At 67.3% G+C, this 12,129-nt stretch carries 14 protein-coding genes and 1 pseudogene; 5 read left to right on the top strand and 10 right to left on the bottom strand.

What is annotated here, in order from left to right:
- Positions 1–16: 16 nt before the first annotated feature.
- Positions 17–337: a GYD domain-containing protein gene (locus Q8814_RS00390; RefSeq protein ID WP_330150057.1), complete on the top strand. Its 321-nt coding sequence runs from the start codon at positions 17–19 to the stop codon at positions 335–337.
- Here the strand turns inward: Q8814_RS00390 and Q8814_RS00385 are convergent.
- The 7 genes and pseudogenes from Q8814_RS00385 to Q8814_RS00355 all read right to left on the bottom strand — a co-directional run bounded on the left by Q8814_RS00385 (position 316) and on the right by Q8814_RS00355 (position 7,085).
- Positions 316–1,470 (bottom strand): CoA transferase, encoded by a 1,155-nt coding sequence (locus Q8814_RS00385; RefSeq protein WP_330150007.1) that lies wholly within the window; start codon positions 1,468–1,470, stop codon positions 316–318. The two genes, Q8814_RS00390 and Q8814_RS00385, sit on opposite strands and share 22 nt — an antisense overlap.
- Positions 1,467–2,705, bottom strand: a complete 1,239-nt coding sequence (locus tag Q8814_RS00380; RefSeq protein ID WP_330150006.1) for an acetyl-CoA C-acetyltransferase — start codon at positions 2,703–2,705, stop codon at positions 1,467–1,469. Before Q8814_RS00380 ends, Q8814_RS00385 begins: the two co-directional genes overlap by 4 nt.
- 181 nt (positions 2,706–2,886) lie before the next feature.
- Positions 2,887–3,588: pseudogene (locus Q8814_RS00375) on the bottom strand (AMP-binding protein); the annotation flags it as partial.
- The gene (locus Q8814_RS00370; protein ID WP_330150004.1) at positions 3,585–4,460 is read right to left on the bottom strand and encodes an alpha/beta fold hydrolase; all 876 of its coding nucleotides are present in this window, start codon (positions 4,458–4,460) and stop codon (positions 3,585–3,587) included. The pseudogene Q8814_RS00375 and the gene Q8814_RS00370, both read right to left, overlap by 4 nt.
- Entirely contained in the window at positions 4,457–5,203 is a 747-nt protein-coding gene (locus Q8814_RS00365; RefSeq protein WP_330150003.1) for a hypothetical protein, read from the bottom strand. Before Q8814_RS00365 ends, Q8814_RS00370 begins: the two co-directional genes overlap by 4 nt.
- Positions 5,200–6,396, bottom strand: coding sequence for an acyl-CoA dehydrogenase family protein (locus Q8814_RS00360; RefSeq protein ID WP_330150002.1), 1,197 nt, complete (start codon positions 6,394–6,396; stop codon positions 5,200–5,202). Before Q8814_RS00360 ends, Q8814_RS00365 begins: the two co-directional genes overlap by 4 nt.
- Before the next feature lie 86 nt (positions 6,397–6,482).
- A complete protein-coding gene (locus tag Q8814_RS00355) occupies positions 6,483–7,085 on the bottom strand; it encodes a TetR/AcrR family transcriptional regulator (protein WP_330150001.1) in 603 nt (200 codons plus the stop codon).
- 141 nt (positions 7,086–7,226) lie between these two features.
- Between Q8814_RS00355 and Q8814_RS00350 the strand changes: the two genes are divergently transcribed.
- The 3 genes from Q8814_RS00350 to Q8814_RS00340 are packed head-to-tail and all read left to right on the top strand — an operon-like array spanning position 7,227 to position 9,693.
- A complete protein-coding gene (locus tag Q8814_RS00350) occupies positions 7,227–7,724 on the top strand; it encodes a nuclear transport factor 2 family protein (protein ID WP_330150000.1) in 498 nt (165 codons plus the stop codon).
- A complete protein-coding gene (locus Q8814_RS00345) occupies positions 7,721–8,080 on the top strand; it encodes a DUF485 domain-containing protein (protein WP_330149999.1) in 360 nt (119 codons plus the stop codon). The genes Q8814_RS00350 and Q8814_RS00345 overlap by 4 nt, the downstream gene beginning before the upstream one ends.
- Positions 8,077–9,693, top strand: a complete 1,617-nt coding sequence (locus tag Q8814_RS00340) for a solute symporter family protein (RefSeq protein ID WP_330149998.1) — start codon at positions 8,077–8,079, stop codon at positions 9,691–9,693. The genes Q8814_RS00345 and Q8814_RS00340 overlap by 4 nt, the downstream gene beginning before the upstream one ends.
- Before the next feature lie 69 nt (positions 9,694–9,762).
- On the opposite strand, the gene Q8814_RS00335 is transcribed toward Q8814_RS00340, so the two are convergent.
- The 3 genes from Q8814_RS00335 to Q8814_RS00325 form a co-directional block, all read right to left on the bottom strand.
- Positions 9,763–10,299, bottom strand: a complete 537-nt coding sequence (locus tag Q8814_RS00335) for a DinB family protein (RefSeq protein ID WP_330149997.1) — start codon at positions 10,297–10,299, stop codon at positions 9,763–9,765.
- An 83-nt stretch (positions 10,300–10,382) separates the two neighbouring features.
- The gene (locus Q8814_RS00330) at positions 10,383–10,565 is read right to left on the bottom strand and encodes a hypothetical protein (RefSeq protein ID WP_330149996.1); all 183 of its coding nucleotides are present in this window, start codon (positions 10,563–10,565) and stop codon (positions 10,383–10,385) included.
- A gap of 51 nt (positions 10,566–10,616) precedes the next feature.
- Positions 10,617–11,096, bottom strand: coding sequence for a TspO/MBR family protein (locus Q8814_RS00325; RefSeq protein ID WP_330149995.1), 480 nt, complete (start codon positions 11,094–11,096; stop codon positions 10,617–10,619).
- A gap of 120 nt (positions 11,097–11,216) precedes the next feature.
- Between Q8814_RS00325 and Q8814_RS00320 the strand changes: the two genes are divergently transcribed.
- Positions 11,217–12,038, top strand: coding sequence for a sugar phosphate isomerase/epimerase family protein (locus tag Q8814_RS00320; protein WP_330149994.1), 822 nt, complete (start codon positions 11,217–11,219; stop codon positions 12,036–12,038).
- Positions 12,039–12,129 lie beyond the last annotated feature (91 nt).

The raw sequence follows: 12,129 nt of genomic DNA, 5'->3' as shown, positions 1-12,129 counted from the left end.
GGAAGGCAGCAGCAACATGCCGAAATATCTGTGGCAGGTCACCTACACCGCCGAAGGCGCGCAGGGCCTGATCAACGACGGCGGCACCGCCCGTCGTGACGCAATTGTCGAAATGGTCGAAAGTGTGGGGGGCACAGTAGATTCCGTTCACTTCGCACTCGGCGGCCACGATCTGTATGTCGTCGGTGAGGTTCCGGACGAGATTGCCGCCGCGACACTCGAACTTCGCACCATCGCTTCCGGGGCGGCGAGATCGATGCCCATCGCGTTGCTCACCCCCGAGCAGGTGGACGAGGCCGCTCGGCGCGACGCGGCCTACCGACGGCCGGGCGGCTGATCGACCGTCGCGAACACCTCGTCCGTGTGCTGACCGTGCGGCGGCGCCGGGGAGGCATCGGTGTAGCGGCCGTTCCACCGCAGCGGCGAACGCGCGGTCAGCACCGAACCGATCCCGGGCTGGTCCACGTACTGCACCGCCGACTCGGCACGGTCCGCGACGTCCGCAACCTCGTCCATCGTCCGATACGGCGCCCACAGCACACGCGTGCCCGCCAGATCCGCTTCGATCTGCGCGAGCGTGCGCTCCGCGAACCACGGCGCGAGGATCGCGGTGATCGCATCGCGCGCGGCGTACCGGCCGCCCTCGTCGTCGAAGTTCAGGCCGCGCTGCGCAGCGAGTGCCGTGAAGACCTCCGCGGTGCCGGTGACGTCGACCAGCGCCCGCCACTGTCCGCGGGTCAGGCCGATGACCATGACGTAACGCCGATCGGCAGTAGCAAATTCGGATCCGTAGCTGCCGTACAGGGCGTTGCCCTGCCGTTCGCGACCCGACCCGCGCTCCTGCGCCTCGGCGAGCCAGCCCATGGACGCGACCGCGGAGAGCGCGACGTCGTCGAGGGCGAGTTCGAGGTAGGCGCCCTCACCGGTCTGCTCCCGCCGGCGCAGCGCGGTCACGATACCGAGGGCCGCGTGGACGCCGGTGATCAGATCCCACGCGGGCAGCACGTGGTTGACGGGCGTCGACAGGCCCTCGGGGCCGGTCATCAGCGGCACCCCGACAGCGGCGTTGACCGTGTAGTCGACCCCGGGACTGCCGTCGGCGTTGCCGGCGATGTGCAGGTGGATCAGGTCGGCCCGATGCCCGACCAGCTCGTCGTGGGCGAGCCACGGTGCGTGAGCGACATTTTCGAGCACAATCCCCGCCTCGGCGATCAGCTCGATCACCCGGGCGCGGCCCTCGTCACTGCGCAGGTCTACCGCGACGGAGCGTTTCGCCTGATTGAGACCGGTCCAGTACAGGCTCGCGCCGCTTTCGGCGAGGGGCCACCGGCCACCGTCGACGGCACCGCCGATCGGGTCGACGCGGATGACGTCGGCGCCGAGTTCGGCAAGCATGCGCCCGGCGGTGGGCCCGGCGACGAAGCTGGACAGGTCGACGACGCGGATCCCGTCCAGCGGCCGGGCGGTCATCCGACCCTCTCGAAGATGGCGGTCAGGCCCTGCCCGCCGCCGATGCACATGGTCTCGAGTCCGTAGCGGGCTCCGCGACGGTCGAGTTCGCGCAACAGGGTCGCGAGGATCCGCACCCCTGTGGCACCGACGGGATGGCCGAGCGAAATGCCGGAGCCGTTGACGTTGGTTCGCTCGAAATCGCTTGCCCCGAACTTCCATTCGCGGGTCACGGCCAGCGCCTGCGCCGCGAAGGCCTCGTTGAGTTCGATGAGGTCGATGTCCGACAGGTCCAGTCCGGCCCGGTCGAGGGCCTTCGCGGTGGACGGCACCGGCCCGATACCCATCTCCGACGGCGCCACACCGGCCGCCGCCCACGTGACGAGACGCCCGAGCGGGCGCAGGCCCAGCCGGTCGGCGTTCGCGCGGGAGGTGACGACGCACGCGGCGGCACCGTCGTTCTGGCCGCTGGCGTTACCGGCGGTGACGGTTGCCTCCGGGTCCTGCTTGCCCATGATGGGGCGCAGTTTCGCGAGGGTGTCGACGGTGGTGTCGGCGCGGGGATGCTCGTCGCGGTCGATCGTCTTCGGATCGCCCTTGCGCTGGGGCACCTGCACCGGCACGATCTCCTCGGCGAACTTGCCGGAGTCGATCGCGGCCACCGCCCGGCGATGGGATTCGACGGCGAGCTCGTCCTGTTCGAGGCGGCCGATCTCGTATTTGCGGCGCAGGTTCTCGGCGGTTTCGAGCATGCCTCCGGGCACCGGATGGTTGCGTCCTCCGGCGGTGACGCGGCCGCGGGCGAGCCGGTCGTGCAGCGCGGCGGGAGCGCCCTTGGCTCCCCATCGCATGGATTCGGTGTAGTACTCGGCGCGGCTCATGGATTCGACACCACCGGCGATCACCAAGTCCGCGACACCGGTCTGCACGCGCATCGCCGCGTCGAGGACGGCCTGCAACCCCGATCCGCAACGACGGTCGAGTTGCAGTCCGGGCACCGTGACGGGCAGGCCCGCGTCGAGTGCGGCGACACGGCCCATTGCCGGCGCCTCGCCGTTGGGGTAGCACTGGCCGAAGATGACGTCGTCGATCTTCTCCGGGTCGATACCGGTGCGCGCCAGCAGTTCCGAGATGACGCGGGCGGCGAGGTCGGTGGCGGGTACGTCGACGAACACGCCGCCGTAACGGCCTACCGGGGTACGCAGCGGTTCGCAGATCACCACATCGGTGGCACGGGCTTCGGTGGAATCAGTCACGGCGGAAATCCCTTTCACGGTCGGTCCAGTTCTGCGCCCACTCGCGCAATTCGACGGCTCGGATCTTCGAGCCGTTGCCACCCACGGTGGTGGGCATGCGATCGATGATGTGGATGGCGGACGGCACCTTGAAGGCGGCGAGTTCGTCGCGGCACCAGAGCTTCAGTGTCTCGGCATCGGTGTCGGCGTACCCGTGCCGGACGGTCGCGCTGTTGCGGTGCGCCGCGAGTTTGGGGACACCGGTCGAACCGGAGGTGGTGAACGCGACGGCCAGCCGGTCGCCCGGATCGTCCTCGGCACCGGCCGGGGTGAGGGTGGCCGTGTCGGGGGTCTCGGGAGCGCGGACACCGCCGGTGTCCCCGCTGCCCGTGATCCAGGCGCCGCCGCCGAGGTCGAACTCGGAGGCGGTTGCGCGTGCCCGGGCAGGCCCGGGAACCACCGCGACCGCCGGGGTCGCGACATCGGGCACCGACGCGGCGGCTTCGGTGAGCCGGGCGAACAGGTCGAGACCGTGGAAGGCGGCAGGCACCGCGACCACGGCTGGGCGCGCGGCGGTGAGGATGTGCGCGACCTCGCCCGTGTTGTAGCGGGTGTTGACGCCGATGACGTGGGCACCGACTCCAGCGGCGGCGAACTGCCAGACGAGAGCGTCGGACCAGTTGGGCAGCATCACCGCGACACATTGCCCGGGACCGACACCGACGGCCTCGAGTTCGCCGCGCAGCGCCTCGACGCGATCGCGCAGGTCGGCGCGAGTGCGGGTCGCGATCGGCGAATCCTGCGCGCCCGGATCGACCACGTCGTAGGCGATCGGGGCGTCGGGATTCGCCGCGGTGAGGGCCTCGAGGAGCGCCGACAGGTTCTCGGTACGGGTGATGGTCACAGGGTCACCTCCTCGGCTCTCGCCGACCGCTGGAGTTCGCCGATCCAACGGTCGGTGAGGGCCGCAAAGTCGTCGATTTCTTCCATCGGGTAGTGCCCGATGCCCTCCAGCGCGCTGAATTGCGCACGGCCCGGGTTGGTTTCGTTGACCCGCTCGGCGACACGGGCCACCTCGTCGACGGAAATCCACGGGTCGTCCCGTCCGGCCACGACGTGCAGAGGCGCACTGACGTGGTGCAGCCGGTCGCGCACATCGTGGGTGCCCCAGGCGATGAGGTCGGACGACGAGATCTCCGGGTCTTCGCGCTTGTGCATGAGGGCGACGATCCGCGCCTTGTCCTCGGGCACCGAACGCCCGATCGACGCCAGGGTGCCGAGGTAGGTGCGCTCGGAGCGGGACGGGCCCGCGACGTCTTCGAGTTCGCGGCGCAGGCCGGCGACGTTGACGCGACCCGGTCCGGCTTCGGCTTCCATGGCGATCGCGCCCGAGAGGGGCCGCTCGGGGCGGGTCGCGAGTTCGAGGGTGAGCTTGCCGCCGATCGAGCATCCGATCACGTACGGCCGCTGCACGTCGAGCACGTCGAGTAGGGCGCACAGCCAGTCGCCGTAGTCGACGATGCTGGTCACCGGACCGCCGGGGGCGGGTTCGGACCGTCCGTGTCCGGGCAGGTCGGGCACGACGACGCGGTAGCCGAGGTCGGCGAGGTCGCGGGCGACGTGTCGCCACTGCACTCCGCTCTGTCCGGCGGTGTGGATGCACAGCACGGTGGGCAGTGGTGCGGAGTCGGGCAGGGCCGCGGTGTCGCGGTCGGGGGTGACGATCTCGACGAAGCCGAGTGCTCCACCGAGTTCGAGATAGCGGGCCTCGATCATGAGCGGGCCTTTCGGGCGAGAGCACGGGCGTGCGTGATGATCGTGTTGAGCGGTTTCGTCAGCCGCAGGTACTCGTATCCGTCTCCGGTGGAGGAGAACTCGCCGCTGATCGCGCGGCGCATGAAGTCGTTGCCGTCCGACAGGACCAGATCGACCCATGTGTGCGCGGGGGCGACGAACGTGAACGTGGCGCCGTGCGGGGTGCGGCGGGTGACATCGACGATGCGCCCCTTGTAGATTCGCAGGTGCAGCTCGCGGTCGCCGCAGCGCAGCCCGATGGTGCCGTCCCACGTCGACAGCGACGAGGTGAAGTCGCGGTCGCTTTCCAGACTGTCGCGCAGCGCCGCACCCCATTCGGCGGTGCAGAAGTCGAGTTCCGGGGTGGGGGCCGCATCCTCCGGACTGTCGAGCAGCCAAGTCTCGGTACCACTCTCGCGCACCGACCCGGCGTCGTCGAGCAATCGGACGTAACGCTCGATTCGGTTACCGGCGACGCGGGTGACAACCGACTCGACGGTGAACGTGTCGTCGGGTCCGACGGCGCGCTCGGCATGCCAGCGGTATTCGGTGCGACGCGCCCGAGGAAGGGCCGGGGTGAGGATTTCGGCGGCGACAGCACCGGCGACGGTGCACCCGGCAGCAAGGGCGACCCCGGAACCGGCGAGCAGGTCGGCCAGGATGCGCGGTTCCGAGGCAGTGCGGTCACCGACAGTCACGAGAGACGGAGTGGTGTTCACGCTCATGCGGATTCGGTCCTTCCGAGCAGTTCGTCCGAGATGATGCGCATCTGGATTTCGCTGGTGCCCTCGAAGATTTTCGTCAGGCGGGCGTCGCGCCAGTGCCGTTCGACCTGGAAGTCGGTGGTGTAACCGGCACCGCCGTGGATCTGGACGGCTTCGCTGGTGACCTGCTCGGCCATCTCGGTGGCCACGAGCTTGCACATCGACGCCTCGAGCGAGCAGCGCCGGCCGGTGTCGATGTCGGTAGCCACCGAGTACATGAGCTGACGGGCGGCCTCGATGTCCGCGGCCATCTTCGCGATCTTGAAGCGCAGATGCTGGAAATCGCCGATGGGACGGCCGAATTGACGCCGAGTGTGCACATACGCGATGGAGTCCTCGAGCGCGGCACGGGCGAGACCGATCGCGCGGGCGGCGGTGTGGGCGCGACCCACCTCGAGACCCGATACGGCGAGATAGAACCCCTTGCCTTCGTCGCCGAGCATTTTGCCTGCGGGGATGCGGAAGTTGTCGAACGACAGTTCCCAGGTGTGCCACCCGAAGTAGCCGATCTTGCGGACCTTGGTACCGGAGATGCCCGCGGGAAACGTCCCGCGCTCCTTCTCGACGAGGAAGGCGCTGATCCCGCGGTGCGGTTTGGCCGGATCCTTGTTCGGATCGGTGCGGGCGAACAGCACCATGTAGTCGGCTTCGTCGGCATACGTGCACCACATCTTCGTGCCGTTGACGACCCATTCGTCTCCGTCGCGTACGGCGCGGCAGGATATGTTGGCGACGTCGGAGCCGGCTTCGGCCTCGGACAGCGCGTAGGCACCGAGGTATTCGCCGCGCGCCACCTTCGGGAGCAGTGCGGCTTCCTGTTCGGGGGTGAAGCCACCCCCCATGCCGTTGCCGCGGGCCAGCAGACCGGACACGCTCATCCACGCTCGCGACAGTTCCTCCGCGACGAGGCAGTATTCGAATACGCCGAGGCCGAGGCCTCCGTACTCCTCGGGGATCATGATGCCGAAGAAGCCGATCTCGGCCATTTCCTTCTTCAGCGAATCCGGGATGGTGCCCTGGACCGGGTCGAGTTCGTTGGCGACGGGCAACACCCGGGTCATGGCGAAGTCGCGGGCGAGGTCGCGGATCTCGAGCCGTTCCTCGGTGAGGTAGCGGGGCGAGTCGGTGCGGGGCTGGGACGGCCGGTGGGTCATGGGTACTCCCTCTATGGACCGGAGTAGGTCATTAACGCTTGTTCACCCAGTAGAGCATGGCGCCCGTCACCCGTCAACGCCGCGGGTCAGTTCGGGTGGTATCCCACCAGGTTCAGCGCGTACCGGCCGTAGTCGTCGGCGACCTGCTGCGCGCTCAGCGGGCCGTCGGCCCTGAACCACAGCGGGATCCCGGAACACATGGTCAGCACCGCCGTGACCGCCTGATGCACCCTGGACACATCGAAAACGCCTGATGCCACAGCGTTTTCCGCAATGTCGACGAACAGCTGCTCCTGTGCATCGCGCGACCCGACCACGCGTTTGCGATTGAGGGTGTCGAGGTAGCGCAGCTCGGTGTTGGCCACGAGGCACGCGCGTGGATTCTGCGCGGTGTACAGCGAGTGCGCCACCACGGCCATCCGCCACCGCTCGGCGGGATCCGCACCGGCCTTTCGGAGCGCGTTGCGCGTCGCTGTGAACTGCTCATCACTCGCGCGACGAAGGATTTCGACGAGCAGCTCGGACTTGTTTTCGAAGTGGTTGTACACGTTTGCAGCGCTGCAACCAGCCTTGTTCGCGATATTGCGCATGGTGGCGCCGTGAAAACCACACTCGTAGAACTCGTCGAGGGCGGTCTCGAGGATTCGCTCACGGACGGACGGCAGGACCCCAATTGACCGACTGTTCATCTTTCAGAGGATAGATGCGCAGGGGTTTACCAGCAAGAACCAATACTTGACCACGATAATTCGGCTTGGTATGGTCCTCATCACATGAACAACCGTTAATCACCAGGCTTGTTAATCCCCAGGCTCTCGGAGGACCCCTCAGTGACCCACCCCAGCCCTGACGTCTCGCTTGCCGACCGCATCGCCCGACTCGAAGACCTCGAAGCGATCCGCACTCTCGACGCCCAGTACTGCCGCCACCTCGACGACGGCAACTGGGATGCCCTGATGGCCCTGTTCACCGACGACGGCGAGTTCGACGGCCTGTCTCATCCCAAGGGCAAGGACGAGATGCGGGCGTTCTTTGCCGGCCTCGCCGACGGCGGACTCACCGCGTTCTGGCACTTCATCACCAATCTGGAGATCGACCTCGACGGCGACCGCGCCACCGTTCGGTCGTTCCTGTGGCAACCCTGCGTCACAGACGGCAAGACCGCGATCGCGGCCGGCCGGTACACCGACGAGGCCGTCAAGGTCGACGGCCGCTGGCTCTACCGCGTCAAGCAGGTGCGATTCCACTTCTTCGGACCCCTCGAAGCCGGTTGGGACGAGAACCTCTTCGCTCTCGAAACGGCCCGGCGAGCGGCGGTGAACGCATGACACACGCTACCGATACCGAAAGCTTCTCCAGTGCAGGAGATCTCGTCTGGACCCGGATGCTGCAGCTGCCCGAAGTCGCGGAACTGCGGCGCCGACGGAAGCGGGTCACCGGGACACTCGGAGCCATCACGATCGTGCTGTTCACCAGCTTCCTGATCGGATTCATCGGTTTCCCCGAACAGCTCGGCAGCAACTCCGTCCTGGGCATTCCCCTGTCGCTGTGGGTGGTCCTCAGCCAGTTCGCCGGCACCTGGGCACTCGTCTACGCGTACTTCCGGCTCACCCGCACCTATATCCAGCCGGCCGCCGACGACGCCATCCGCGCGGTCACCGAAAACAAGGAGGCCGGCGCATGACCGGTGACGCCGACTATCTGGCTATCGCAATCTGCTCCGCCGTCATCTCGCTGACCCTGTGGGTGACGTTCGCCGCCGCCCGACGAGCGCGCAGCGCCGACGGATTCTTCGCCGCCGGCCGGTCGATTTCGAGTTGGCAGAACGGCTTCGCCATCGCCGGTGAATTCATCTCCGCCGGCAGCTTCCTCGGCACCACCGGCCTGATCTTCTCCAAGGGCGTCGACGGCACCGTCATCCTCTTCACGTCGGTGATCTCGTTCCTGCCCGTCCTGTTCCTGCTCGCCGAGAAGATGCGAAACCTCGGCAAATACACCCTGGCCGACGTGCTCGTGTTTCGCACCGAGGCACGCAAGGTCCGCGTTGTGGTGGCGTTGAGCACGATCGCAACAGGCGCCTTCGTTCTGCTGGCACAACTCGTCGCGGCCGGGGTTCTTCTCGAGTCGGTGTCCGGTATCCCCTTCTCGCTCTCGGTTATCGTCGCGGGCTCGCTGATGGGCATCTACGTCTTCGTCGGCGGCATGCTCGCGACCACCTGGGTGCAGGTCATCAAGTCGTCGATTCTGTCGATACTGGCGATCATCGTGTGCTTCGGCATCCTGGCGCGGTTCGGCTTCAGCTTCCCCAAGGTGCTCGGTGGCGCCACCGACAATGCCGATGCCGGCGACGCGATCCTCGCGCCCGGCCTGATCTTCGGCGAAACCGGTGCCGTCAACCTCATCTCGTATTCGCTGGCGTTCGCGCTCGGCACCGCGGGAATGGCACACATCCTCATTCGCTTCTTCACCGTGCCCGAAGCAAGCACAGCGCGGCGCTCTCTCGGCTGGACCGTCGCACTGTGCAGCATGTTCTACCTCGTCGTCATCGTCATGGGCTTCGGCGCCGCGGCGATTCTCGGGCCCGACGGCACCGACCTCGTCGGTCCCGGCGGCAACTTGGCCGCACCGGTCCTCGTCACCGAACTCGGCGGTGGCGTGGGGACGACCGGCGGTTCGATCGCACTGGCACTGGTCGCGGCAGTGGCCTTCGCATCCATCGTCGCGGTCGTGGCAGGTGTGGTGATTTCTGCGGCCGGCACCTTCGCTCGCGACGTGTGGCCGGCGTTGACCCGCAAGGAACCGGCCGAACATCTCGATCCGGAAGCGCGCATTCGGGAAGAGGACGCCCAGGCCCGGATCGCGCGCTACGGGGCTGTGAGCTTCAGCGTGATCGCGATCGGGCTGACCATGCTCATCGGCGACGACACGAACATCACTTTCTTCATGGGCATGGCATTCATGGTCGCCGGCAGCGCGCACCTTCCCGCACTGGTGCTGAGCCTGAACTGGCGACGCTTCAACAGCACCGGCGCTGTGTGGGGTGTTCTCACGGGCCTGATCTCGACGGTTGTGAGCCTGATGTTCACCGAGGCCCTGTGGTTCGGCAGCGGTGCCGCACCGCTCACCATCCAACTCCCGGTGATTTTCACGATGCCGCTCGGGCTGCTCGCCTGCGTCGCCGGATCGCTCGTCGGGGAGAAGCGCCGCGGCCGCGGTATTCACGAGGACGAGAAGTTCGCCGAGATGCTGGTGCGGGCCGAGACCGGTATCGGCGCGGAAGTCGCCTCGGCCCACTGACGTACCGGCGCACCGAGATGTCGGCCTTCGCCGCTCCCGGGTCGGTGGGGAGCGGCGAAGCCGCGTCGGTCAGTCGAACTCCATGCCGGCGTCGGCACCGCGCTGCATCGTGGCGTTCGCACCGTCGAGCGACTCACGGATGATGTCCGCGTGCCCGCTGTGGTGCGCTGTCTCGCGAATGATGTGCAGCAATACTTTCCGCGCACTCCACCATTCCCGTTCGGGAGCCCACGGCGCGGTGGGCAGCGGTACCTGCAGGTCCAGGTCATCGAGCCGGGCGACGAACTCTTCGGTGTCCTTCACAGTGGCCTCGTAGCGCTCGAGCAGACCGGCCAGGGTCTCGTCGTCGCGCATGTAGTACTGCTCCATCGCCGCGTCCATGTCGAAGGTCGTGGTGTCGTCGAGGTTCCGAATGGTCTCGATCCAGTGCTTTTCGGTGTTCGACACGTGTTTGATCAATCCCCCGAGTGTGAGGTCGCTGACGGTGCTGCGGGCCCGCGCGCCCTGCTCGTCGAGACCACGCACGGTGATCAGCAGCATCTCCCGCTGTTCGGCCAGCATGGCGAGGATGTCTGCGCGTTCTCCGGTGGCGGTGTTCTGGGACATGTGCTGCCTCCTGCGTTCGCTTCCGTGTGGTACCTCAACGGTACGAACGATTGCGGTCAGCATCGGTCCTCAATGGGAAACGCTCAAGCTGCGAAGCCGACCGCGCCGATCACCGGGATGATGGTCATGAAGACGAGCGCGGCCACGAAGAACGTGATCGTCAACTTCTTGTTCCACCGGGCCCGCGTGCCGTTTGCCGCGAGCATGAAGAACACGAAGCCGACGCAGATGGACGCGATGCCGATGATCACGGGTGTTTCGAGCATGAGCCCATCATCCCCCACCGCTCTGCTCGCCGATCCGCGACCGCGCGCGGTCTACTTGTTCAGCTGCGCGATCCGTCCGCTCAGTACGGTCGCGAACCCGGTCCAGACGGCATAGGGCGACAGCGCCGCACCCGCGACAGGGTTCGCCGCTGCGGTCCGGCGGGTGAGATCGGCGCTGCTCACAGCGAGCGCGGCGGCCACCGCTGTCGCCGGCACCAGCCGGTGTGCCTTGAAGAAGACCCAGGACCACGATGCGTTCAGCGCCAGATTCGCGGCGAGTGCAGCGATGTAGTTGCGGCGTTCGTCGAACCGCTCCTGTTCGGTGAGGGCGTCGATCGCAGAGGCCGAGGTGACGGCGATGTCGGCGTAGAGAGCAGTCCACACGATCGGAAACGCTGCGGCGGGGGGCTGAAAGCCGGGCTTGCGCAGCTTCCGGTACCAGCGCGACTTGGTGTCCTGCGAGGCGATCGAGCCGACGACCGCGGTTCCCGTCGTCGCAGCAACCGTGGATATGACAGTCGTTAGGTTCATGACGTTGCTGCTCCTGTGGGGTATGGGTTGCACTTCGACTACCCGGCACGTCCGGGATCGAAACTGGGCAGGGGCCCGGATGCGTGGTCGTGAGGCTCCGCAGCTGCCACACTCATGCGCATGCCCGATGCGCCGACCGACCTGTCTCTCGCGACCGTGTGCCTCACCGGCCCCCTCGAGGAGCGGCTTGCCGCCGCTGCCCACGCGGGCTTCGACGGTATCGAGCTCTTCGAACCCGATCGGGCAGCATCCGGGCTCAGCCCCGCAGAAGTTCACAAGCACTGCACCGACCTCGGACTGAAGATCGTTGCACACCAACCATTCCACGACTTCGAGGCACTTCCCCTGGAGCTGCACGCCACGAACATGCGGCGCCTGGACCGTGCTTTCGACCTCATGTCCGAGCTCGATTGCGACCTGTTGCTGATGTGCTCCTCGGAGTCACCGCACACGATCGACGATGTCGGCCTCGCCGTCGAACAACTGCACACAGCCGCCGTCGAGGCGGCCGCACGCGGCATGCGCATCGCGTACGAAGCGCTCGCGTGGGGCCGGTACGTCAACACCTGGCAACAATCGTGGGAGATCGTCCGGAGCGTCGACCACCCGGCACTGGGCGTGTGCCTCGACAGTTTCCACATCTACGCCACCGGCAGCGACATCTCCGGCATCGCGGACGTCCCGGGCGACAAGATCTTCCTGTACCAGATCGCCGACGCCGACTACCTCGACCTGCCGCCGAAGCAATGGAGCCGCCACCACCGGAAGCTCCCGGGGGCAGGCACTTTCGACCTGACCGCACTGACCGCGGCGGTGCGCGGCGCCGGTTACACCGGACCGCTGTCGCTGGAAGTCTTCACCGACGACACCGGCACCGGCCCGGACCGAGCCGCCGTCGAAGCGTTTCGCCCCCTCGCTGCGCTGGAGCCACGTCCGTCCTGACCCGAAGGTGGCGCCGAACGACCGGGTCCAGTACCAGCCGCACGTCCTCCGCGACGTGGGGCTACCGGAGGGTCTCCGATCGGTCGAGCGC

Source organism: Rhodococcus chondri (assembly GCF_036327435.1).
Taxonomy (GTDB): domain Bacteria; phylum Actinomycetota; class Actinomycetes; order Mycobacteriales; family Mycobacteriaceae; genus Rhodococcus; species Rhodococcus chondri.
The sequence above is the reverse complement of the archived record's forward strand: the minus strand, read 5'-3'. Positions and strand labels throughout refer to the sequence as shown.

Bases quoted from the DNA above. Each gene is read 5' to 3' on its own strand.
- Q8814_RS00390 (WP_330150057.1), top strand. From the start codon at position 17: ATGCCGAAATATCTGTGGCAGGTCACCTACACCGCCGAAGGCGCGCAG.
- Q8814_RS00385 (WP_330150007.1), bottom strand. From the start codon at position 1,470: ATGACCGCCCGGCCGCTGGACGGGATCCGCGTCGTCGACCTGTCCAGC.
- Q8814_RS00370 (WP_330150004.1), bottom strand. From the start codon at position 4,460: ATGATCGAGGCCCGCTATCTCGAACTCGGTGGAGCACTCGGCTTCGTC.
- Q8814_RS00365 (WP_330150003.1), bottom strand. From the start codon at position 5,203: ATGAGCGTGAACACCACTCCGTCTCTCGTGACTGTCGGTGACCGCACT.
- Q8814_RS00360 (WP_330150002.1), bottom strand. From the start codon at position 6,396: ATGACCCACCGGCCGTCCCAGCCCCGCACCGACTCGCCCCGCTACCTC.
- Q8814_RS00355 (WP_330150001.1), bottom strand. From the start codon at position 7,085: ATGAACAGTCGGTCAATTGGGGTCCTGCCGTCCGTCCGTGAGCGAATC.
- Q8814_RS00345 (WP_330149999.1), top strand. From the start codon at position 7,721: ATGACACACGCTACCGATACCGAAAGCTTCTCCAGTGCAGGAGATCTC.
- Q8814_RS00340 (WP_330149998.1), top strand. From the start codon at position 8,077: ATGACCGGTGACGCCGACTATCTGGCTATCGCAATCTGCTCCGCCGTC.
- Q8814_RS00335 (WP_330149997.1), bottom strand. From the start codon at position 10,299: ATGTCCCAGAACACCGCCACCGGAGAACGCGCAGACATCCTCGCCATG.
- Q8814_RS00330 (WP_330149996.1), bottom strand. From the start codon at position 10,565: ATGCTCGAAACACCCGTGATCATCGGCATCGCGTCCATCTGCGTCGGC.
- Q8814_RS00325 (WP_330149995.1), bottom strand. From the start codon at position 11,096: ATGAACCTAACGACTGTCATATCCACGGTTGCTGCGACGACGGGAACC.
- Q8814_RS00320 (WP_330149994.1), top strand. From the start codon at position 11,217: ATGCCCGATGCGCCGACCGACCTGTCTCTCGCGACCGTGTGCCTCACC.